The following is a 19,374-nucleotide window of genomic DNA, read 5'->3' as shown; positions in this document are numbered from 1 at the left end:
GCGGCGGAAAGGGGTTCATGCTTTGCGAGTAAGCGAGTGACGCGTCTCGACCTTCTGGCCAGTTGCGCGCTTCCGCTAGCGCTGTTCGCGGGAACGGCAGCGGCGCAGAATCTGCAGGACCGAGCCGTCGCGCCGCCCGCGCCGGAGACACCTGCCGCCGCGCCTGCCCCGGCCGCGGACGAGGATCAGGTTAATTTCAGCGCCGGCGCGCTGGAATATGATTACGAAGCGGATATCGTCACTGCCACCAGCGACGTGCGGATGTTTCGCGCGGGGCAGCGGCTGCGCGCCGACAAGGTCGTGTGGAACCGCAAGACCGGCAAGGTCGTGGCGTCGGGCAACATCGCTGTTACCAACCCCGAGGGCGACACCGCTTATGGGGACTCGATCGAGCTGACCGATTCGCTGAAGGGCGGCATGGTCGATAACATGCTGGTCGTGCTGGAGCGTGGTGGGCGGCTGGCGGCGGAGCGTGGCACGCGCGCGGAGGGCGGGACGATCTCGCTTGAGCGGGCAGCCTATACCGCTTGCTCGGTGGTCGATTCCGAAGGGTGCCCGAAGGAGCCGACCTGGAAGGTGACGGCGGTGCGAGTCACCTATCGGCCCGATCGCGAGCGCGTTTATTATACGGGCGCACAGGTGCACCTGTTCGGCCTGCCCTCAATTCCGCTGCCGAAATTTTCTCATCCGGTCGGAGACGACAACGCTAGCGGTCTGCTGGCACCGACCGCTCGATATGATCGGATCAACGGGTTCGAGGTGGCCACGCCTTATCTGTTTCGGCTGGCGCCAAATCGAAAGCTGACGGTCACGCCGCATGTCTATACGGCCGTGCTGCCGATGCTGGAGGCGAATTATGAGCATCTGAACGAGCTCGGCGCGTTCAGCGTCACGGGCTATGCCACGTCGAGCCGGCGCAGCGACGATTTGTCAGCCGGGTTCGACAGTTCGACCGAGAAGGCGTTCCGCGGCTATCTCGATGGCGCCGGGCGCTTGCAATTCGACGACAAGTGGAGCCTGTCAGGTTCGCTCCGCCTGGCGAGCGACCGCACTTTCCTGCGCCGCTATGATATTTCTCGGGTTGATCGGCTGCGCACCACCGTTGCGCTGGAGCGGATCGATCGCGACAGTTATTTCTCGCTCGCCGGGTGGGCGACCCAGACGCTTCGCGTGGGCGAGCGGCAGGGGCTGCAGCCGGTGGCGCTGCCCGAGATCGATTACCGGCGGCGCATGAACGGGGGGCTGCTCGGCGGCGCCTTTCAGTTCCAGCTCAACACGCTCGCGCTTGGCCGGCATGCCGGGCAGGACACGCAGCGCGCCTTCGCCAGCGTGCGCTGGGACCTTCGACGCCTGACCAATTGGGGCCAGGAAGTGACCTTCACCGCCTTCGCGCGGGCGGATGCCTATAACACCAACGACACGGCGGCGACGGCGATCGCCAGCTATCGCGGGCTCGAGGGCTTCCAATCGCGCGGGATCGGCGCCGTAGCGGTGGACGTGCGCTGGCCGTTCGTCGGCGCGTTCGGCAGCGGCACGCAGCGGATCACGCCGCGGCTGCAGATCGTCGCCTCGCCCAAGATCGAGAACCTCGACCTGCCCAACGAAGATGCCCGCGCGATCGACCTGGAGGATTCGAACCTCTTCGCGCTCAATCGCTTCGCTGGCTACGATCGCTGGGAAGATTCCAGCCGGGCGACTTATGGACTCGAATGGAACATCGACCTGCCCGGGTTCAGCCTGGCGACCAACATTGGTCAAAGCTATCGCCTGAACGACAGACCAACCATCCTGCCGTCCGGGACGGGTCTGAGCGACAGGTTCAGCGATATCGTCGGGCGCACCTCCGTGCGGTTCCGCGACTTTGTCTCGCTCACACACCGGTACCGGCTCGACAAAGGCGGTCTGGCGGTGCGCCGGAACGAAGTGGATGCGACGGTCGGTTCTCGCTCCACCTATGTTCTTGTCGGCTATCTGCGGCTCAACCGCGACATCGACGACCTGGAAGACCTTCAGGATCGCGAAGAGATTCGGGTCGGCGGACGGGTGCAGTTCGCGCGTTTCTGGTCTGCCTTCGCCTCCGGCATCGTTGATCTGACCGATCGCAGTGACGACGTGTTTTCGCTTTCCGACGGCTTTGATCCCATTCGGCATCGCTTTGGCATCCAATACGAAGACGATTGCCTCACGCTCGGTGCCACGTGGCGGCATGATTACCGCACCACTGGCGACGTGCGCAGCGGCAGTAGCGTCCTGTTGACGCTGGCGTTGAAGAACCTCGGGCGCTAAGCCGGGGTTCAGCTACACCAAGGCAGTGCCGTGACGGGCGCGACGCGCGCAAGATGGGATTCCGGGACGAGTGAAGACGATGGGCAACAAGGCGGCGCGGTTCGGCCGCCTCGCGGGAATGGTGCTGGCGCTGGCCGCAACCGGTACGGCAATCGGTCAGCAGGCCGGGCCGGTGACCGTCGAGGATCAGACACTGCCGGATAACACTGGCCTCAACATCCCGCAGAATCTTCAGGTTTTCGGCAACGTTGATCCCAACGTTCGCAAGGCGACCGCCATCGTCAATGACAATGTGTTGACCCGCACCGATGTGGATCAACGTATGGCGCTGATCACGGCCGCCAACAATGTTGAACTGAAGCCGGAGGATCTTGACCGTCTTCGCCTTCAAGTGCTGCGCCAGTTGATCGACGAAGTGCTGCAGATCCAGCAGGCGAAGACCGCGGACATCACGATTACCGACGATGAGCTGAACCAAAGCTTCGTGCGGGTTGCGCAGAACTTCAATCGGACGCCTGAACAGTTCCGAACCTTTTTGCGCGAACAGGGATCGTCCGAGCGATCCATGAAGCGCCAGATCGAAGGGGAGCTGGCATGGCAGCGCTATTTGCGGCGCCGCGTCGAACCGTTCGTCAACGTCGGCGATGAAGAGGTGAAAGCGATCCTCGACCGGCTGGAAGCGGCAAAGGGCACCGACGAATTCCACCTGAATGAAATTTATCTGTCGGCGACGCCGGATCAGACCGAACAAGTGTACGCCAACGCGCGTCAGTTGATCGCCGAAATTCAGAAGGGCCAGGCACCGTTCGGGTACTTCGCGCGCAACTTCTCGGAAGCATCGACGCGCGGCGTTAATGGTGATCTTGGCTGGGTCCGCGGTGCGCAACTGCCGCCGGAATTGGGCGAGGCAGCGGCGCAGATGCAAGTCGGCCAGGTGGTCGGGCCGATTGCGGTTCCGGGAGGATTTTCGATCCTGTATCTTGTCGACAAACGGCAAGTCCTGACGGCCAATGCGCGCGATGCACGGCTTAGCCTGAAGCAAATGACGATCAAGTTCCCGGCCGGTACTACGCAGGCCCAGGCCTCGCAGCGAACTGCGAGCTTCGCCTCAACGATCACGAAACTACAGGGCTGCGGCTCTGTGGAGAAGGTCGCCGCGACGATCAACGCCGAGGTGGTACAGAACGACGCCATCCGCATTCGTGATCTGCCGGCACCGTTGCAGGACATCATGGTCAATCTGCAGGTTGGGCAAGCGACACCACCCTTCGGCAACCCTCAAGAAGGTGTTCGCACGCTGGTGCTGTGCGGACGTGATGACGCCGCCGCGGCGCAACTGCCCGGCTCCGAGCAGATCCAGAGCCAGCTTGAACAGCAGCGAGTCAACTTGCGCGCGCAGCAGGCGCTTCGCGACCTGCGGCGCGATGCCATCGTGGAGTATCGTTAAGATCGTCTCGATAGCGCCCCTTGCGGTTTCCATGGGTGATCCCGCCGGGATCGGGCCGGAGGTGATTGCCAAGGCCTGGGCGGCACGTGACGCAGCCGGATTGCAGCCGTTCTTCGCTGTTGGTGATGCGCGGGCAATCGAACGCGTGTGGCAGGGACCAATCGCTCGCATCACCGACTTGCGCGATGTAGCGAGCGCATTCGGCAGCGCCCTACCTGTTTTGACCGTTGACGACGCTGGAGAGATCGTCCCGGGCCGCCCGGATGCGGATGGCGCGCGCTGCGCGCTGCATTCGTTGGAGCTTGCCGCGGGCCTGGCGCGCTCGGCCGCGGCGAGCGCCTTGGTTACCGGGCCTGTTTCGAAAGCGCAGCTCTACGATATCGGTTTCACCCATCCCGGCCAGACGGAGTTCGTCGCCGAACGCTTCGGCGTTGCCAAGGACAATGCGGTGATGATGCTTGCCGGGCCATCGCTGCGTGTGGTGCCGATCACCACGCATGTGCCGCTGGCTCAGGTCGCGTCATTGCTTACGATCGATCTGATCGTGGCCAAAGGCCGGGCGACGGCGCGTGGGCTGCGCCGGAATTTCGGTGTCGAGACACCCCGCCTCGCCTTTGCTGGCTTCAATCCCCACGCGGGCGAATCGGGCGCGCTTGGCCGTGAGGAGATCGACGTGATCGAGCCCGCGATCGCTTTGCTGCGCGAAGAAGGGATCGACGCGACAGGCCCCTTTGCAGCGGATACGATGTTCCACGAACGCGCCCGTGCGCAATATGACGCTGCCATTTGCTGCTATCACGACCAGGCGCTGATACCTCTAAAGGCGCTGCACTTTGACGAAGGGGTCAACATCACGCTCGGTCTGCCGGTAGTGCGTACCTCACCGGATCACGGCACCGCCTTTGCCTTGGCCGGCACGGATCGCGCCGAGCCCGGCGCGATGATCGCGGCGATTGCGATGGCGGCCGAAGCCTCTGCGCATCGGGCCGCTTGCCCCCAGCTATGACCGAGTTGCCCCCGCTGCGCGACGTGATCGCGCGGCATGGACTTAGCGCGTCCAAGGCGCTTGGTCAAAACTTTCTGTTTGACGCGCAGTTGCTCGGAAGAATTGCCCGGATCCCTGGTGAGCTCGCGGGCGCGGAAGTTCTGGAAATTGGGCCCGGCCCTGGCGGGTTGACGCGCGCGCTGCTCGGCGCGGGCGCGAAGGTTACAGCGATCGAGCGTGATCGGCGCTGTATCCCTGCGCTCGATGAACTTGGAGCTGCGTACCCCGGTCAGTTGTCTTTAATCGAAGGTGACGCCCTGGCGATCGACCCGCAGCCATTGTTCACGGGCAAGCCCCATATCACCGCCAACCTGCCGTACAACGTCGGTACCGCTCTGCTGGTCGGCTGGCTGTCCGCGGAATGGATGCCATGGTGGCAATCCCTCACCTTGATGTTCCAACGCGAAGTGGCCGACCGCATCGTCGCCGCGCCCGGCGCGGGCGCCTACGGGCGGCTTGCAGTCCTGGCGCAATGGCGCAGCTCGCCCCGAATCGCCATGCCCGTCCACCGCTCCGCTTTCACGCCGCCCCCTAAGGTCATGTCTGCGGTGGTACATATCGTGCCGAATGAAGCGCCCGCCGGGGTGAAGCTAGCACGATTGGAGACGCTGACCGCAGCAGCCTTCGGTCAGCGCCGCAAGATGCTTCGACAAAGTCTTCGCGCTATACCAGGGGCGCTGGAGGCGTTGGAGGCTGAAGGGATCGATCCGACACGTCGCGCGGAAACGGTGAGCGTCGCGGAGTTCGTCGCGGTGGCGCGCCGGCTTAGCGGGTGATGCTTTGGTGAAGCAGCGACCGAACGTGGATCGCGGTAGGTCGGCGTTCGCGCCCTGACGCAATGAGTTACGCCACCAGCGCGCGCTTCAATTCTTTGACGGCAGGTTCTTCGGCGGCACCGCTTGTGCAGTCGCGACCGGAGGCCCCTTCGCAATCACGGCGGCGAGAGATGTTGCCTGCGGGCAAGTCGCCTTACACAGCGTTTTCACACGCGCCAGATTCTCCTTGGCGCGCGCAACGGCTCCCTTGGCAACGAGCGCTTCACCCTGCCCTTGCAGCGCATTGACATCGTTCGGCTCGAGCAACAAGGCTTCACGATAAAGGCGGATGGCCTTGCCGGGCAGACCCCGCGCTTCGGATAATTCCGCCAGCACAATGAACGCCTGCCGGTTGCGCGGATCAACCGCCACAGCCGTTTCGAGCAAATCGATCGCGCCATCAACGTTGCCCGCTGCACGCGCGCCCTTGCCCTGCTCCAGCAATGCCAGCGACCTGGCATCGATCTGGTCGTCAGGACGCTGGCCGTGCAGCGACGTCGATATCGACACCATAGCGAGAGCAGCGGCGAGGGCGACGGACGTGTAACGCATCAGGGGCTCCAGCTTCGGCACAACGATCAAGAAGTTAGCATGGCGCCAGAAGGCGTGCGACGAAAAAACCGTCGGTGGCGTCATGCGCGGGCGTCAGGCGGCGGCCGCGGCCATGATCCCGTCCGAATGGCAGCATCGGGGCGCTGACTTGCCAATCCGGATAGCGCGACAGGAATTCGTTGATTTGCCCTGCGCCCTCATCGTCCAGCAGCGAGCAAACCACATAGACCAACGCGCCACCGGGCCGAACCAAGGGTGCGGCGAGGTCAAGCACATGCGCTTGAGTCGCCACCAACCGACGAAGTCGGTCGGACGTCAGCCGCCAACGAGCTTCCGGATTGCGCCGCCACGTACCAGTGCCGGAACAAGGGGCGTCGACGAACACGACATCGGCAGTGCCGGCGAGGTCAGCAAGCTCGACAGCCTCCCGACCGGGATCGAGCAGCCGAGTCTCGACAATCGACAAGTCCGCTTTGGCAGCGCGCGGTGCGAGGCGCGAGAGGCGGGCGCGGTCCACATCACAGGCGATGATGCGCCCCTGCCCTCCCATCGCGTCACCAAGTGCGAGGGTCTTTCCTCCTGCGCCGGCGCATAGGTCGACAATCGTCATGCCGGGCGAAGCGTCGGCCGCAAGCGACACCGCCTGGCTGCCCGCGTCCTGAACTTCGACAACGCCTGAAAGAGCAGAAACGTCCGTACCGGCGGGAAGCCGTATGCCATAGCCCAGGCCAGGGATAGGCTCGGCCTGGGGCAGCGCGGCGAATATAGCGGCGCTGTCGGCGTCCTGACGGATGCGAACGTCCAGTGGCGCACGATCGACCAGCGCGGGCCATTCGGCGGCTGGAACGCCGGATCGGTCAAGAGCCGCGCCGATCCAGGCAGGGACGATCCCCGGTGCCGCTACTGATTCGTCCGCGCCTAGCAATGCGGGCCCATGCGCCGATCCGTCAAAAGTGGACGCCAGCCCTTCATGGGTCATCGCGAGCAGGCGCACTGCCGCGCGGCCACTGACCGGCGGCTCGCCGCACGCGCGGATGGCGGCATAAACAAGTTCGCGCACCGCGCGCCGATCCTTCGACCCCGCATAGCGGCGTGTCGAGAAGTAGCGCGCGATCAGCGTGTCCGCCGCCGCGCCGCCTTCGCGAGTGCCGGTGATGATGGCGTCAAGCAGTTCGATCGCTGCTTGGGTACGGGCGGCTGGCGTCATCGGACGTCAGCGAGTCGGATAGTTAGGCGCTTCACGCGTGATCGTCACATCGTGGACGTGGCTTTCCTTGAGACCGGCGCCGGTGATACGCACGAAGTTTGCGCGTTCGCGCAGGTCGGCGATCGTCGCCGATCCGGTATAGCCCATCGCCGCCTTGATGCCGCCGACCAGCTGGTGGATCACGTCGCGTGCCGGGCCCTTGAACGGCACTTGCCCCTCGATGCCTTCGGGCACGAGCTTTAGCTGGTCCTTGATCTCGCCCTGGAAATAGCGATCGGCCGAGCCCCGGCCCATCGCGCCGACGCTGCCCATGCCGCGGTACGACTTGTAGGCGCGACCCTGGTACAGGAACGTCTCGCCCGGCGCTTCCTCGGTGCCGGCGAGGAGCGAGCCGACCATGCAGGTCGCCGCACCGGCCGCCAGCGCTTTGGCGAGATCGCCCGAGGTACGCAGGCCGCCATCGGCGATCACCGGCACGCCGGTGCCGTCCGCCGCCTTGGCGCAGTCCATCACTGCGGTGAGCTGCGGCACGCCGACGCCCGCGACGACGCGCGTGGTGCAGATCGAACCCGGGCCGATGCCGACCTTGATCCCGTCCGCACCCGCATCGATCAGCGCGCGCGTCGCCTCGCCCGTCGCGACGTTGCCGGCGACGACCTGGACCGAGTTCGACAGCTTTTTCACGCGCTCGACCGCACGGGCGACGTCGCGATTGTGGCCGTGCGCGGTGTCGATGACGATGATGTCGCATTCGGCGTCGACCAGTTGTTCGGTGCGGTCGAAGCCCTTGTCGCCCACCGTGGTCGCGCCGGCGACGCGCAGGCGCCCCGCGGCGTCCTTGGTGGCGTCCGGGTAGGTGACGGCTTTTTCGATGTCCTTCACCGTGATGAGCCCGACGCAGCGATAGTCGTCGTCCACCACGATCAGCTTCTCGATCCGACGCTGGTGGAGCAGGCGGCGTGCCTCCTCCTGCCCGACGCCGACGCGGACGGTGGCGAGATTGTCGCGCGTCATCAGCTCGGACACCGGCTGCATCGGGTTTTCGGCGAAGCGCACATCGCGGTTGGTGAGGATGCCGACGAGCTTGCCGTTTGCTTCCACCACCGGAATGCCGCTGATCCGGTTCTGCGCCATCAGCGCCTGCGCGTCGGCGAGCGTCGCCTGCGGGGTGATGGTGATCGGGTTGACCACCATGCCGCTCTCGAAGCGCTTCACCTGGCGGACCGCGGCGACCTGCTCCTCGACGGTCAGGTTGCGGTGGAGCACGCCCATGCCGCCTAGCTGCGCCATGACGATCGCCATGTCCGCCTCGGTCACCGTGTCCATGGCGGAGGACAGGATCGGGATGTTGAGCGCGATGTCGCGCGTCACGCGGGTGCGGGTGTCGGCTTCGCTCGGCAGCACCTCGGAGGCGGCGGGGACGAGCAATACGTCGTCGAAGGTGAGGCCGAGGCGAATGTCCATGAGGTGCCTTATCCGTTGCGCGCGGGAAGTGGCGCGCCATGTAACCGCACCGGCGCCAATCCGCTAGGCCCCCTCGCCTCTCCCTGCTAAGCTGGCGACAATCACGGAGGGGATGGACCGCGAATGGCACTTGTTACCGCCACGCTGATCCTGGTGCTGGTGCTCGGGTACCTGATGGCCAGCATCAAGATCGTGCGCCAGGGCTATCAATATACGATCGAGCATTTCGGCCGCTACACGACGACGGCGGCGCCGGGCTTCAACTTCTATCCCGCCTTCTTCTACCGCGTCGGGCGGCGGGTGAACATGATGGAGCAGGTGATCGATATTCCGGGGCAGGAGATCATCACCAAGGACAATGCGATGATCTCCACCGACGGGGTGGTGTTCTTCCAGGTGCTCGATGCGCCCAAGGCGGCGTACGAAGTCTCGGACATGCACGTCGCGCTGCTGCAGTTGACGACCACCAACCTGCGGACGGTGATGGGGTCGATGGACCTCGACGAGACACTGTCGAAGCGCGACGAGATCAACGCACGGCTGCTCAACGTGGTCGATCACGCAACGACACCCTGGGGTGTCAAGATTACCCGCGTTGAGATCAAGGACATTCGCCCGCCCGCCGACATCGTCGACGCCATGGGGCGGCAGATGAAGGCCGAGCGCGAGAAGCGAGCCAACATCCTCGAGGCGGAAGGCATGCGCGCTTCCGAGATCCTTCGCGCTGAGGGTCAGAAGCAGGCGCGAATCCTGGAGGCGGAGGGGCGGCGCGAATCGGCGTTCCGCGACGCCGAAGCGCGCGAGCGCGGCGCGGAGGCAGAGGCGCGCGCCACCAAGGTCGTCTCCGATGCAATCGCGACCGGCGGAACCCAGAGCCTCAATTACTTCATCGCACAAAAATATGTCGAGGCCGTGGGCAAGTTCGCGACCAGCTCCAATGCCAAGACAATCCTGTTTCCGGTCGAAGCCACTCAATTGATCGGGACACTAGGCGGGATCGGTGAACTGGCTAGGTCGGCGCTCGGCGACGCCGCGGGCACTTCGGGTGCCACGCCCAAGGTGCCGCAGGTGCGCGAGCGAAGGCCGGAGTGATGCCAAACGACTTCGCCACCCATACAGCGCTGATCTGGCTGGCTGCGGCCGTGCTACTCGGCGTTGCGGAGCTTCTAGTACCGGGCGTGTTCCTTGTGTTCCTCGCCATCGCGGCGGCGATTGTCGCGGCTGCTACCCTCGCCTTGCCGGACCTCCCGGTGGCTGCGCAGATCGGCGTGTTCGGCATGTGGAGCGTCGTGACGGTGCTGATCGGTCGTCGCTGGTATCAGGATTATCCGGTCGAGACGTCCGATCCGCTGCTAAACGATCGTGCACGGCGGCTGGTGGGCGAGACGGTGGTCGTCGCGGATCCCATCGTGTCGGGACGCGGCCGTGTCCGGGTAGGCGACGGCGAATGGCCGGCCGCAGGGCCGGACGCGCCGATCGGCACGCGGATGCGGATCGTTTCGGTCACGGCTGGGATCGTACAGGTCGAACCGGCATAGCACCCTGCCGACGGGCCGACGCCGCGAGACTACGGACTTACCGATGTCAGCTCATTTGCGAGGCATCGATCGGCGGGGTGCTGCGTTGTACCGCTATGGCTCGGCCCTCAAACTCTCGCTTGGCGCGCGTCATGATCGTGATCCTCGCGATCGGCACGCTGATCTGGATCGTTGCATTCACCGGCATCAATCTGAGCGGCAAGAACAGCATGGAGAAGAGCCCGACGGCAGTGCCGTCCGGATCAAACGCCATGCTGAAGCCGTAAGCGAACAATCGCCGCGCCTGACCAGAACTATCGCTGCGGCATAGAATCGGGGGCGTGCATCAACCTTCGACGCGGCAATGCCTCGGGCATGTCCTCACGAATAAAGGCCAGCATCGCCTCGCGGATATCGCACCGCAGGTCGAAGGCGGTCGGCGCATCCTTGGCAGTGGCAAGGACGCGCACCTCGATCGCATCGGGCTTCGTATCGGTCACCTGGAGCACAAAGGCGCGTCCGTCCCAGCGCGGGTTGCCGCGAACGATCTCCTCATACTTTGCCCGCAGCCTGGCGATATCCGCGGTCGGATCGAGCCAGAAGAAGGCGCTGCCGAGCAACTTGCTGGTGTTGCGCGTCCAGTTCTGGAACGGCATCTCCAAAAAGCGCGACACCGGGACTACCAGCCGCCGCTCATCCCAGAGCGCCACGACGACATAGGTCAGGCGGATCTCCTCCACCTTGCCCCACTCACCTTCGATGATCAGGACGTCGTCCAGCCGAATAGGTTCGGTGAAGGCGAGTTGGATCCCGGCGATGAGGTTCTTGAGCGCAGGTTGCGCCGCGGCACCCACGGCGAGGCCCGCGAGGCCGGCTGAGGCCATCAGGGTGATTCCAACGCTGCGGATACTGGGAATCGACAGCAGCATCAGCGCAACCGTGATCATTCCGACCGCAATCACCACGATCCGGCTGAGGATCGTCGTGCGGGTCCGCCGGCGGCGCGCGCGCAGATTGTCCTCGACGGCAATGTCGTAACGGAGCTCGACCGCACGCGCGTACACCCGCACCACCGTGATCAGCAGCCAGCCGACCAGCCCGGGGACGATCATGCCGGCCGCAAATTGCCACAGTTCGTTTCCCCACTTCGGCAGATCCAGGAACCGCCGGCTTACGGTGAGTGTAACGGCGACCGCAATCCAACGCAGCGGCCGCGCGGACAGTGCAAGCGCAGCGTCGTCGACCGAGTCCGGTGTTCGCGCAGCGAGACGCCGGCCGATGATCATAACTACCGCATGCAGCATCAGCGCGCCGAGCACCGCGGCCGCAACGATCGCGAGATCGGCGATGAGGGTCGGGACTTCCCAGCCGCTCCAGTCAAAAGTCATGCGGGATCAATATGCCACCGCACGATCCGGTTCCACTGCACTGCAGCGCACCGGGTCGTAAGCTCCGCCGGCATTGAGCCGAACGGCGCTTTGCATTAACGGCCGTTTCATGACGGCAACGATCGCGCTCGTCGATGACGATCGCAACATCCTCACCTCGGTTTCGATCGCGTTGCAGGCCGAAGGCTTTCTGACGCGCGTGTATTCGGATGGGGAGACGGCGCTCAAGGCGCTGATCGAAAATCCGCCGGAACTCGCCATCTTCGATATCAAGATGCCGCGGATGGACGGGCTGGAATTACTGCGCCGTCTGCGCGAACGCAGTCAGATCCCGGTGATTTTCCTCACCAGCAAAGACGACGAGCTGGACGAAGCACTCGGGCTCGCGATGGGGGCGGACGATTATATCGCCAAGCCCTTCAGCCAGCGCCTGCTGATCGCCCGCGTCCGCGCCATTCTTCGGCGCACCGATGTTGTTCAAGCAAGTGAGCCCGGCGAGGTGGAAGCGCCACCCGCGCTCGATCGTGGCCGCCTGTCGATGGACCCAGCACGCCATCGCGTCACCTGGGGCGGCGAGCCGGTGACGCTCACCGTTACCGAATTCCTGATCCTGGAAACGCTAGCGCAGCGCCCCGGAATCGTGAAGACCCGCAACCAGCTGATGGATGCGGCCTATCAGGACGACATCTACGTCGACGACCGCACGATCGATTCGCATATCAAGCGCGTCCGCCGCAAGTTCCGCCAGGTCGACCCGACGTTCGACGCCATTGAGACGCTTTATGGCGCCGGATACCGATTCTCGGAGGAATGACGGCAGCGACCTGACGCTGCGCTGGTCGGGTCGGGTTTCGCTGACACGCCGCATTCTGGCGGTGAATATCTTCGCGCTGCTGCTGCTAGCGGGCGGCTTCTTCTATCTCGATTCGTATCGTGCGCGGGTGCTCGACAACCGTACCGAGCAACTGCTCGACGAGGTGCGCTTGATGGCCGAAGCGCTGGGCGTCGCACCAGCCCATTATCGCGATCCCCTGATCCGCAAACTCGCCCGCTCGAATGGCGCACGATTACGGCTGTACGGCCCCGACGGCGCGCTGATCGTCGATAGCCGCACGTTAGGTGAACGAAACGTCGTACTTCGTGATCCCGACAAGGACGGCTGGGGCCAGCGCATCGCTCGCCTCCTCGACGCCGGGATAGACACAGTCGTCCGTGCGAAACGGGCGCCGCTCTATCGCGAGCAGAATAGCGGAACGGCTTGGAACGACGTTCGCACGGCAGGCGGTGGCCATGCTTCAGCCACCGTCTGGCGCGCCCCGGATCGAACACCGGTGATCACGGCGGCAGCACGCCTGCCGACCGGCCCCGACGTTTTGATGATAACCGTGAACGCGCGGGACGTGACCCAGACGGTTCGGGTGGAGCGGTTCCGGCTGAGCGTGGTGCTGTTGGTAGTGACTCTCGTCTCCATCTTCCTCTCGCTGTTCTTGGCGCGAACGATCGTGCGGCCGCTCCGGCGGCTTGCGCGTGCCGCGGTGCGCGTCCGGCTCGGTCGTGCGCGCGAGGTCGTCGTTCCGCGACTTCCCGAGCGCGGTGACGAGATCGGCATGCTAGCGCGAGCGTTGTCCGACATGAGCCTGGCCCTGCGCGCCCGGATCGATGCGACCGAAGCCTTTGCGGCTGACGTGACGCACGAACTGAAGAACCCGCTCGCCTCTTTGCGATCCGCGGTGGAAGGTCTTGGCAGCGTGCGCGACACAGCTTTGCAGGAACGACTGCTGGCGATCGTGCGCGACGATGTGCATCGTCTCGATCGCCTGATCAGCGATATTTCCGATGCGTCGCGCCTCGATGCACAGCTCAGCCGCGCCAAGTTCGAGCCGGTCGATGTCGGCGCGATGCTGGAGGCGATCCTTGAGCAGCGTGCGGATCGCGGGATCGATCATGACGTTCGGCTGCGCTTTGATCATCAAAGCGATCAGGATCTGATCGTATCGGGAGAGGGTGCGCGGCTCGAGCGTGTGTTCGAGAATTTGATCGACAATGCGGTCTCCTTCTCGCCGGATAATGGCATCGTGTCGATCGCGGCGAGGGTGAGTGACGGCAAGCTCGATTTGCGTTTCGAGGATGAAGGGCCCGGTGTGCCGGAGGATGCGCGTGAGGCGATCTTCCGCCGATTTCACTCGATCCGCCCGGCGCGCGAAGACTTCGGCCGCCACTCCGGCCTGGGCTTGGCGATTGCACGCACCATCGTTGAAGCGCATGGGGGCACCATTCACGTCGAATCGCGGGAGGATCGATTGAGCGGCGCACGCTTCGTGGTTCGACTGCCGCTTGCCGGCCATTGAGCAGCGTGAGCGATCGCGAAACCATTCACGCAACCACCGTTGCGATCGAGGGCCGGGGCGTCATGATCCTTGGCGATTCAAGTTCGGGAAAGTCAGATCTGGCCCTGCGGCTCATCGACCGCGGTGCGCAGCTGGTGGCAGACGATTACACCGAGATCCGCCGAGACAACGACAACTTGTTGGCCGACGCGCCGCTGACGATCCGCGGGCGTATAGAAGTTCGTGGACTGGGTATCGTCGCCTTACCCCATGTGGATGGCGTGCCGATCACGCTCGCCGTTCGGCTGTGCCGCGATGTCGAGCGCATGCCGGAACGAGCAACGAAGGCGTTCGCAGGCGTGGCTATACGCGTCCTGACGCTCGATCCGCGCCCCGCGTCCGCGCCACTGATCGTCGAATATGCCCTGAGATACGACCTGCCATGAACAATCCGCCGGAAATCCTATTGGTCACTGGCCTGTCCGGAGCCGGCAAGTCGACCGTGCTCAAAACGCTCGAGGACCTCGGGTGGGAAACGGTGGACAATTTGCCACTGTCCCTGCTCGATCGGCTGCTCGGTGCGGATGCCCCGCCCAGCCATACCGGGCTGGCGCGACCGCTGGCGATCGGCATCGGCGCAATGACGCGGGATTTCGACTCCAGCGCAATCGCCCGTCAGGTTGATCGGCTGCGTGCCGCGGGGCGTAAGGGCATCAGCACCCTGTTCCTCGATTGCGCCACCGATGAACTTGCGCGTCGTTATGACGAGACGCGGCACCGCCACCCCTTGGCGCCGGATCGGCCAGCGCGAGAGGGGATCGAGCAGGAGCGGCTCTTGTTGGAGCCGCTGCGGCGCTGGGCGCCGGAGTTGATCGAGACCAGCCGCTATACCGGCGCTGACCTGACGCAGCATATCCGCCGGCGATACGCGCGGCAGGGTCTAAGCGAGCCGGCCATATTCGTGACGTCATTCGGCTTCTCCCGCGGATTGCCGCCGGACGCCGATCTCGTCTTCGACATGCGTTTTCTACGTAACCCGCATTGGGATCCCCAACTCCGGCCCGGTACTGGTATGGACGCGCCTGTGGCTGCGTATGTAGCGGAGGATCCCGCTTATGAGCCGGCAATAAGCAGGATCGAGGATCTGCTTCTCCTGTTGCTTCCCAACTATCAAGCGCAGGGCAAGTCCTATATAAACATCGCTTTTGGGTGTACCGGTGGGAGACACCGCTCGGTGCATGTAGCGGAGCGGGTAGCGGCTCGGTTGCGCAATGCGGCATTTTCCCCCACGGTAACACATCGGGATCTTGCGGCAGTGCAGCAGGACGGGCTCGAAGGACGGCCTGACGGGCGATGAACGGATTGACGACGCAAATGATCGGGCTGGTGCTCGTGACGCACGGCCGGTTGGCCGATGAGTTCGTGGTAGCGATGGAGCACGTTGTGGGCCCGCAGCAGCAGGTCCGCACGGTTGCGATCGGCCCCGAGGACGACATGGAAGCCCGGCGTGCCGACATTCGCGCCGCGATTACGGAGGTCGATTCCGGCCGGGGCGTGATCGTGCTGACCGACCTGTTCGGCGGCACTCCCTCCAATCTCGCCATCTCGCTGATGGAGCGCGGCCGAATCGAGGTAATTGCCGGTATCAACCTGCCGATGCTGATCCGGCTGGAATCGGCGCGCCGCAAGATGGGTGTGGCGGCGGCGGTTGCTGCTGCGCGCGAGGCCGGTCGCAAGTATATTTCGGTTGCGTCCGAGGTGCTTGGTCTGGGAGAAGCGGCTGCGTGACGATTTCGCGCACTGTGCTGATTGCCAACCGACGTGGTCTTCACGCGCGCGCCAGCGCCAAGTTCGTGACACTTGCCACGCAGCAGCCAGTTCCGGTCCAGGTTGCCAAGGGTGGCTCCACGGTCACCGGCACGTCGATCATGGGACTGATGATGCTGGGCGCGGCCAAGGGCGACACGATCACGATCAGCGCAGCAGGCGACAATGCCGAGTCGGCTGTCGATGCGATGTGCGCGCTGGTCGAAGCGAAGTTCGGCGAAGAATAAGCCTCGCATGCCGCGAATCGTCACTGCTTTCTCCAACCCGCTCGTCAAGCGGATCCAGGGGCTGCGCGACAAGCGTCACCGCCGCGAGGAAGGATTGTTCCTTGCCGAGGGGCTGCGCATCCTGACGGAAGCGCGCGCAACCGGGCGCTTGCCGCAGTTCCTGTTTTTCGCCGCCGCCAGTGCGCGGCATCCGCTGGTGATCGCGCTCGTCGAAGCAGTTGAGAGCGCCGGCGGTGAGGCGATCGAAACCAGCGCGGCAATCCTGTCCAAGCTGTCGGGCAAGGACAATCCACAGGCAGTGGTCGGCGCCTTCGCCACGTTCGACACTGCACTCGACTCGCTCGACCGCGCGGCGAGCCCGATCTGGCTGATTGCCGAGCGGCTACGCGATCCCGGTAACCTCGGCACGATCCTGCGCACTGGCGATGCAGTTGGCGCGGGCGGGCTGATCCTGATCGGCGACAGCGTCGACCCCTTTTCCACCGAAGCAGTGCGCGCCAGCATGGGCGCGCTGTTTACCGTACCGCTCGTGCGAGCGGAGTGGGAAACGTTCCTGCCATGGCTGCGCAGCGGACCGGGACAGCTCGTCGGCCTGAGCCTGCGCACGGACAATCATTACCGTACTGCCCGTTATGCGGCGCCGACATTCCTCCTGACCGGGAACGAGGCGCAGGGACTGCCCGCGGCAATCGAGGCTGAATGCGACCTTCTGGTGAAAATGCCGATGCTGGGCAAGGCCGACAGCCTCAACGCCGCGGTCGCGACGGCGGTGATGGCCTATGAGGTGCTCGCTCATGCCGATGGCGGGAAACAGTGACATGACCGATCAAGCCGACCTACCGTACCGCCCCTGTGTTGGCGTCATGCTGCTCAATCGCCAGGGTCAGGTGTTCGTCGGCCAGCGACTCGATTCGACGCTGGAAGCTTGGCAGATGCCGCAGGGCGGGATTGATCCCGGCGAAGAACCGCTCGCCACCGCGATCCGGGAGTTGGGTGAGGAAACCGGCATTGCGCCCAGCCACATCGAACTGATCGCTGAAGCCCCCGGCGAGTTCCGGTATGACCTGCCGCCCGAACTGATCGGCAAGGTATGGAAGGGGCGGTATCGCGGGCAAATTCAGCGTTGGTTTTTGTTCCGCTTCCTCGGCAGCGACGCTGACGTCCGGATCGACACCGCCCATCCGGAATTCCGCGCCTGGCGCTGGGCCGATCCAGCGGATTTGCCGACGATCATCGTGCCGTTCAAACGTGCGCTGTACGAACAGGTGCTCGCCGCCTTCTCCACTCATCTCGGTTGAGCAACCAGTCACCCGAGCGACGTTCACCTTAGCTCGTCATCTCGGTAGCGCTACTTTGTGTTGCTGACCTTGCTTCTTGCCGCCGCCCCTGCCCATCTTTCCGGGGCACAGTCGGCTGACGCCGAGTCGATCGAGATTCCGCCGCCCATTCGCGCGATGCTCGACGCGGCTATCGCTTCCGGCAACGAAAACGAAGTTGCGACCATCGTCAAATATGCGCGCGCTGCCGATCCAGCGAGTGGCGATGCAGTGCTGCGTGTCGCCAACGAGTGGCGCACGGTACAGGCAAAAGACCGTGAGACACGCATCGTCCGCGCCGGCTGGACGAGCTTATGGACAGGGCGCGCTGAGATCGGCGGCTTTGTCACAACCGGCAATTCGGAAACCGCGGGGGTGACCGGCATTCTCGATCTGACCCGTGAAGGATTGGAGTGGCGGCACAAAATACGCGGTCAGGCTGATTTCCAACGCAGCCTCGGCATCACGACTCGCGAACATTATCTCGCCGCCTACGAACCGAACTGGAAAGTTGATTCGCGCAAATACGTTTATGGCGCGCTTCAATATGAAAGCGACCGGTTCCTTGGCTATACGGACCGCTTTTCAGCGTCCGCAGGTGCAGGCTATAGCGCAGTACAGACTTCAGCGTTGACCCTGAACCTGGAACTTGGACCGGCATTCCGACACACCGATTTCACAGACGCCACAACCGAAAGCAGCATTGCAGCTCGCGGCAATGTGGATCTTGACTGGAAGCTGACATCCGGTCTGACGTTGCGACAGGATGCGTCCGCCTATCTTCAGCGGTACAATTCCACGGTGAGCAGCACCACCGCGATGGCGGCGAGGCTTCTCGGGCCGTTGTCGGCTCAGTTGAGCTATACGGTGCAGTATGAAAGCATGCCGCCGATCGGGCGCGTATCGACCGACACGACGAGCCGGGCTTCGCTGGTCTATACCTTCTGAGCGGACCCCGGGGGAGCAGGGCAACCCAACTCGCGTCCGCTAACCTGGTCAACCCGGCGATGCGCCGAGGTGACAGGAGAGCCATCAGCTTAGCGCAGCGCACCCGCGAGCAGCTTGTGCAGTTTCGAGTGCATGCCATCATTCGCGGCCAGGAACTCGTTACGCTCGATCGGGCGATCGCCACCGCGATAATCGGTAACGAAGCCGCCGGCTTCCTTGACCAGCAACATCCCTGCGGCGACGTCCCAGATCTTGAGCTGCGACTCCCAAAAGCCGTCGAAGCGCCCCGCCGCGACCCACGCGAGATCGAGCGCGGCGGAACCGAGGCGCCGAATGCCGGCAACCTGGGGCGCAATTGCGCCGAAGATTCGAGTCCATTCGGCGAAGTCGCCATGGCCCATGAACGGAATACCGGTCGCGATCACCGCCTCGGTCAGCTCCCGACGTGAAGAGACTCGTAGCCGTTGGTCCTGAAGCCAGGCGCCACGCCCCTTCTCGGCCCAGAAGCTTTCGTCGGTAAGCGGCTGGTAGATCAGTGCGGTCGTGATCTCGCGCTTGCCGCTCGGCAGCGGCTCCTCGACAGCGATGGACATGGCGAAATGCGGAATGCCATGAAGGAAGTTGGTGGTGCCATCGAGGGGATCGATGATGAAGCGTGGCTTGTTCGGATCGCCCGCTACCTCGCCGCGCTCCTCCATAACGAAGCCCCAATCGGGCCGCGCCTTGGAGAGTTCGTCGTAGAGCGTCTGTTCGGCGCGCTTGTCCGCCATCGACACGAAATCTGCCGGGCCCTTTCGGCTCACCTGAAGGTGCTGGACCTCGTTGAAGTCGCGCCGCAGCCGCGGCGCAGCCTTGCGCGCGGCACGCTCGATAACGGTGAAGAGACCGGAATGGGATGGCATCTGACTTAACCCTCTTCCCGCTTGCGGGAAGAAGGCAAGCGAGCGAAGCGAAGCGCGGGAGAGGAGCATGAACGAAGGGCAGCGCGCTCGACTGCCCCTCTCCCCG

Annotated in this window: 21 protein-coding genes; 16 read left to right on the top strand and 5 right to left on the bottom strand. The window is 64.2% G+C overall.

Annotated features, from left to right (window positions below):
- Positions 1-36: 36 nt before the first annotated feature.
- The 4 genes from SPHI_RS11815 (at position 37) to rsmA (ending at position 5,554) form a co-directional block, all read left to right on the top strand.
- Complete coding sequence (locus SPHI_RS11815; protein ID WP_076745158.1) at positions 37-2,286, top strand: LPS-assembly protein LptD; 2,250 nt, start codon at positions 37-39, stop codon at positions 2,284-2,286.
- Between the two features lie 79 nt (positions 2,287-2,365).
- Positions 2,366-3,733 (top strand): peptidylprolyl isomerase, encoded by a 1,368-nt coding sequence (locus SPHI_RS11810; RefSeq protein WP_076745157.1) that lies wholly within the window; start codon positions 2,366-2,368, stop codon positions 3,731-3,733.
- The gene (pdxA, locus tag SPHI_RS11805) at positions 3,711-4,739 is read left to right on the top strand and encodes a 4-hydroxythreonine-4-phosphate dehydrogenase PdxA (protein ID WP_076745156.1); all 1,029 of its coding nucleotides are present in this window, start codon (positions 3,711-3,713) and stop codon (positions 4,737-4,739) included. Before SPHI_RS11810 ends, pdxA begins: the two co-directional genes overlap by 23 nt.
- The gene (rsmA, locus tag SPHI_RS11800) at positions 4,736-5,554 is read left to right on the top strand and encodes a 16S rRNA (adenine(1518)-N(6)/adenine(1519)-N(6))-dimethyltransferase RsmA (protein ID WP_076745155.1); all 819 of its coding nucleotides are present in this window, start codon (positions 4,736-4,738) and stop codon (positions 5,552-5,554) included. Before pdxA ends, rsmA begins: the two co-directional genes overlap by 4 nt.
- Before the next feature lie 87 nt (positions 5,555-5,641).
- On the opposite strand, the gene SPHI_RS11795 is transcribed toward rsmA, so the two are convergent.
- From SPHI_RS11795 to guaB, 3 genes are read right to left on the bottom strand one after another with little or no spacing between them, the layout of a single operon-like run.
- Positions 5,642-6,145 (bottom strand): tetratricopeptide repeat protein, encoded by a 504-nt coding sequence (locus tag SPHI_RS11795; protein ID WP_198927871.1) that lies wholly within the window; start codon positions 6,143-6,145, stop codon positions 5,642-5,644.
- Positions 6,146-6,179: 34 nt separating this feature from the next.
- Entirely contained in the window at positions 6,180-7,352 is a 1,173-nt protein-coding gene (locus SPHI_RS11790) for an RsmB/NOP family class I SAM-dependent RNA methyltransferase (RefSeq protein ID WP_076745154.1), read from the bottom strand.
- 6 nt (positions 7,353-7,358) lie between these two features.
- Positions 7,359-8,816 carry an IMP dehydrogenase gene (gene guaB / locus SPHI_RS11785; RefSeq protein ID WP_076745153.1) on the bottom strand — a complete coding sequence of 486 codons (1,458 nt, stop codon included), beginning with the start codon at positions 8,814-8,816 and terminating at the stop codon, positions 7,359-7,361.
- Between the two features lie 123 nt (positions 8,817-8,939).
- Between guaB and SPHI_RS11780 the strand changes: the two genes are divergently transcribed.
- From SPHI_RS11780 to SPHI_RS15430, 3 genes are all read left to right on the top strand, one after another.
- The gene (locus tag SPHI_RS11780; protein WP_076745152.1) at positions 8,940-9,908 is read left to right on the top strand and encodes an SPFH domain-containing protein; all 969 of its coding nucleotides are present in this window, start codon (positions 8,940-8,942) and stop codon (positions 9,906-9,908) included.
- The gene (locus SPHI_RS11775; RefSeq protein WP_076745151.1) at positions 9,908-10,354 is read left to right on the top strand and encodes an NfeD family protein; all 447 of its coding nucleotides are present in this window, start codon (positions 9,908-9,910) and stop codon (positions 10,352-10,354) included. The genes SPHI_RS11780 and SPHI_RS11775 overlap by 1 nt, the downstream gene beginning before the upstream one ends.
- A 131-nt stretch (positions 10,355-10,485) precedes the next feature.
- A complete protein-coding gene (locus tag SPHI_RS15430) occupies positions 10,486-10,620 on the top strand; it encodes a hypothetical protein (RefSeq protein WP_269844745.1) in 135 nt (44 codons plus the stop codon).
- A gap of 27 nt (positions 10,621-10,647) precedes the next feature.
- On the opposite strand, the gene SPHI_RS11770 is transcribed toward SPHI_RS15430, so the two are convergent.
- Positions 10,648-11,721 (bottom strand): mechanosensitive ion channel family protein, encoded by a 1,074-nt coding sequence (locus SPHI_RS11770; protein WP_076745150.1) that lies wholly within the window; start codon positions 11,719-11,721, stop codon positions 10,648-10,650.
- A gap of 109 nt (positions 11,722-11,830) precedes the next feature.
- Here SPHI_RS11770 and SPHI_RS11765 point away from each other — a divergent pair, with 109 nt between their 5' ends.
- The 9 genes from SPHI_RS11765 to SPHI_RS11725 are packed head-to-tail and all read left to right on the top strand — an operon-like array spanning position 11,831 to position 18,366.
- Complete coding sequence (locus SPHI_RS11765) at positions 11,831-12,535, top strand: response regulator transcription factor (protein ID WP_076745149.1); 705 nt, start codon at positions 11,831-11,833, stop codon at positions 12,533-12,535.
- The gene (locus tag SPHI_RS11760; RefSeq protein ID WP_076745148.1) at positions 12,504-14,069 is read left to right on the top strand and encodes a stimulus-sensing domain-containing protein; all 1,566 of its coding nucleotides are present in this window, start codon (positions 12,504-12,506) and stop codon (positions 14,067-14,069) included. Before SPHI_RS11765 ends, SPHI_RS11760 begins: the two co-directional genes overlap by 32 nt.
- On the top strand, positions 14,066-14,494 hold the full coding sequence (locus tag SPHI_RS11755; RefSeq protein ID WP_076745147.1) for an HPr kinase/phosphorylase: 429 nt from the start codon (positions 14,066-14,068) through the stop codon (positions 14,492-14,494). The genes SPHI_RS11760 and SPHI_RS11755 overlap by 4 nt, the downstream gene beginning before the upstream one ends.
- Positions 14,491-15,405: an RNase adapter RapZ gene (gene rapZ / locus SPHI_RS11750; protein ID WP_076745146.1), complete on the top strand. Its 915-nt coding sequence runs from the start codon at positions 14,491-14,493 to the stop codon at positions 15,403-15,405. The genes SPHI_RS11755 and rapZ overlap by 4 nt, the downstream gene beginning before the upstream one ends.
- A gap of 17 nt (positions 15,406-15,422) precedes the next feature.
- Positions 15,423-15,836 carry a PTS sugar transporter subunit IIA gene (locus SPHI_RS11745; RefSeq protein ID WP_076745145.1) on the top strand — a complete coding sequence of 138 codons (414 nt, stop codon included), beginning with the start codon at positions 15,423-15,425 and terminating at the stop codon, positions 15,834-15,836.
- Positions 15,833-16,102, top strand: coding sequence for an HPr family phosphocarrier protein (locus SPHI_RS11740; protein ID WP_076745144.1), 270 nt, complete (start codon positions 15,833-15,835; stop codon positions 16,100-16,102). The genes SPHI_RS11745 and SPHI_RS11740 overlap by 4 nt, the downstream gene beginning before the upstream one ends.
- 7 nt (positions 16,103-16,109) lie before the next feature.
- The gene (locus SPHI_RS11735; RefSeq protein ID WP_076745143.1) at positions 16,110-16,919 is read left to right on the top strand and encodes a TrmH family RNA methyltransferase; all 810 of its coding nucleotides are present in this window, start codon (positions 16,110-16,112) and stop codon (positions 16,917-16,919) included.
- 1 nt (position 16,920) lies between these two features.
- Positions 16,921-17,400 carry an RNA pyrophosphohydrolase gene (locus tag SPHI_RS11730; RefSeq protein WP_076745142.1) on the top strand — a complete coding sequence of 160 codons (480 nt, stop codon included), beginning with the start codon at positions 16,921-16,923 and terminating at the stop codon, positions 17,398-17,400.
- A 57-nt stretch (positions 17,401-17,457) separates the two neighbouring features.
- Positions 17,458-18,366 carry a DUF481 domain-containing protein gene (locus SPHI_RS11725; protein WP_408640488.1) on the top strand — a complete coding sequence of 303 codons (909 nt, stop codon included), beginning with the start codon at positions 17,458-17,460 and terminating at the stop codon, positions 18,364-18,366.
- Positions 18,367-18,455: 89 nt separating this feature from the next.
- On the opposite strand, the gene SPHI_RS11720 is transcribed toward SPHI_RS11725, so the two are convergent.
- On the bottom strand, positions 18,456-19,268 hold the full coding sequence (locus tag SPHI_RS11720; RefSeq protein ID WP_076745141.1) for an inositol monophosphatase family protein: 813 nt from the start codon (positions 19,266-19,268) through the stop codon (positions 18,456-18,458).
- Positions 19,269-19,374 lie beyond the last annotated feature (106 nt).

The sequence above is a fragment of the Sphingomonas jeddahensis genome (genome assembly GCF_001981525.1).
Classification (GTDB): Bacteria; Pseudomonadota; Alphaproteobacteria; order Sphingomonadales; family Sphingomonadaceae; genus Sphingomonas; species Sphingomonas jeddahensis.
Note: the sequence above shows the minus strand (reverse complement) of the source record. Positions and strands in the feature narration are given on the sequence as shown.

What these genes read in the sequence shown, in the direction of transcription:
- SPHI_RS11810 (WP_076745157.1), top strand. Translation starts at nt 2,366, where the DNA reads ATGGGCAACAAGGCGGCGCGGTTCGGCCGCCTCGCGGGAATGGTGCTG.
- pdxA (WP_076745156.1), top strand. Translation starts at nt 3,711, where the DNA reads ATGCCATCGTGGAGTATCGTTAAGATCGTCTCGATAGCGCCCCTTGCG.
- rsmA (WP_076745155.1), top strand. Translation starts at nt 4,736, where the DNA reads ATGACCGAGTTGCCCCCGCTGCGCGACGTGATCGCGCGGCATGGACTT.
- SPHI_RS11795 (WP_198927871.1), bottom strand. Translation starts at nt 6,145, where the DNA reads ATGCGTTACACGTCCGTCGCCCTCGCCGCTGCTCTCGCTATGGTGTCG.
- SPHI_RS11790 (WP_076745154.1), bottom strand. Translation starts at nt 7,352, where the DNA reads ATGACGCCAGCCGCCCGTACCCAAGCAGCGATCGAACTGCTTGACGCC.
- guaB (WP_076745153.1), bottom strand. Translation starts at nt 8,816, where the DNA reads ATGGACATTCGCCTCGGCCTCACCTTCGACGACGTATTGCTCGTCCCC.
- SPHI_RS11780 (WP_076745152.1), top strand. Translation starts at nt 8,940, where the DNA reads ATGGCACTTGTTACCGCCACGCTGATCCTGGTGCTGGTGCTCGGGTAC.
- SPHI_RS11775 (WP_076745151.1), top strand. Translation starts at nt 9,908, where the DNA reads ATGCCAAACGACTTCGCCACCCATACAGCGCTGATCTGGCTGGCTGCG.
- SPHI_RS15430 (WP_269844745.1), top strand. Translation starts at nt 10,486, where the DNA reads ATGATCGTGATCCTCGCGATCGGCACGCTGATCTGGATCGTTGCATTC.
- SPHI_RS11770 (WP_076745150.1), bottom strand. Translation starts at nt 11,721, where the DNA reads ATGACTTTTGACTGGAGCGGCTGGGAAGTCCCGACCCTCATCGCCGAT.
- SPHI_RS11765 (WP_076745149.1), top strand. Translation starts at nt 11,831, where the DNA reads ATGACGGCAACGATCGCGCTCGTCGATGACGATCGCAACATCCTCACC.
- SPHI_RS11760 (WP_076745148.1), top strand. Translation starts at nt 12,504, where the DNA reads ATGGCGCCGGATACCGATTCTCGGAGGAATGACGGCAGCGACCTGACG.
- rapZ (WP_076745146.1), top strand. Translation starts at nt 14,491, where the DNA reads ATGAACAATCCGCCGGAAATCCTATTGGTCACTGGCCTGTCCGGAGCC.
- SPHI_RS11745 (WP_076745145.1), top strand. Translation starts at nt 15,423, where the DNA reads ATGATCGGGCTGGTGCTCGTGACGCACGGCCGGTTGGCCGATGAGTTC.
- SPHI_RS11735 (WP_076745143.1), top strand. Translation starts at nt 16,110, where the DNA reads ATGCCGCGAATCGTCACTGCTTTCTCCAACCCGCTCGTCAAGCGGATC.
- SPHI_RS11730 (WP_076745142.1), top strand. Translation starts at nt 16,921, where the DNA reads ATGACCGATCAAGCCGACCTACCGTACCGCCCCTGTGTTGGCGTCATG.
- SPHI_RS11720 (WP_076745141.1), bottom strand. Translation starts at nt 19,268, where the DNA reads ATGCCATCCCATTCCGGTCTCTTCACCGTTATCGAGCGTGCCGCGCGC.